This is a genomic window from Lichenihabitans sp. Uapishka_5 (assembly GCF_033947565.1).
Lineage (GTDB): Bacteria > Pseudomonadota > Alphaproteobacteria > Rhizobiales > Beijerinckiaceae > Lichenihabitans.
Window position 1 is genome coordinate 1 of the sequence record NZ_JARPVX010000220.1, and the last position, 716, is coordinate 716.

The 716-nt window shown below is 67.3% G+C and carries 1 protein-coding gene and 1 pseudogene; both read left to right on the forward strand.

What is annotated here, in order from left to right; translation table 11 throughout:
- The first annotated feature begins 76 nt into the window (after positions 1-76).
- Complete coding sequence (locus P7D22_RS23300; RefSeq protein WP_319936618.1) at positions 77-514, forward strand: IS630 transposase-related protein; 438 nt, start codon at positions 77-79, stop codon at positions 512-514.
- Positions 504-716, forward strand: a pseudogene (locus tag P7D22_RS23305) (IS630 family transposase); the annotation flags it as partial. The gene P7D22_RS23300 and the pseudogene P7D22_RS23305, both read left to right, overlap by 11 nt.

Genomic DNA, 716 nt, shown 5'->3' on the forward strand with positions numbered 1-716 from the left:
CTAGAGCATCGGACTGTGAAGTGGACTCGTTTGCGTGACGTGATTGGCTGTGATTCACCGGTTGTGGAGGTGGATCATGGGGCGCAGCTATTCCTTGGATCTGCGATCACGGGTCGTGGCCTTTGTTGAGGCTGGGCATTCGCGACGCGCGGCGGCGCGGCACTTTGGGGTGAGCGAGAGCTTTGCGATCACGCTGCTGCGGCGCGTGGCACGGTCCGGATCGCCGATGCCGGCGCGGCAGGGACGCGCGCCGGGCTACGGCCGTCTCGCGCTTTATGCCAGGTTCCTGGTGGCGGCTGTCGAGAAGGAGCCGGACATCACCATGCCGGAACTCGGTGCCGTTCTGTTGCAGGTGCACGGCGTCATGGCCGATCCGGCGGTGCTGTCGCGCTTCTTATGCCGGCGCGGCTTCACGTATAAAAAAAGCCCTGATGGCGGCGGAGCGCGATCGGTCCGACATCCGCGCCGCCCGCGACACCTGGATCGCGCGACGCCAGCCGAAGATGCGCGATGAGCCGCACCGGCTCGTGTTTGTGGACGAAACCGCCGTCACCACCAAGCTGACGCGCCTGCGCGGCCGCAGCCGGCGCGGCACGCGTCTGCCTGGGGCCGCTCCGTTCGGGCACTGGAAGGCGCAGACCTTTATCGCCGGCCTGCGCTGCCATGGCGTGACCGCCCCCTGGATCGTCGACGGCGCCATGAACCGAACGGCCTTC

Coding starts and splice junctions, on each gene's coding strand:
- P7D22_RS23300 (WP_319936618.1), top strand. CDS start 77: ATGGGGCGCAGCTATTCCTTGGATCTGCGATCACGGGTCGTGGCCTTT.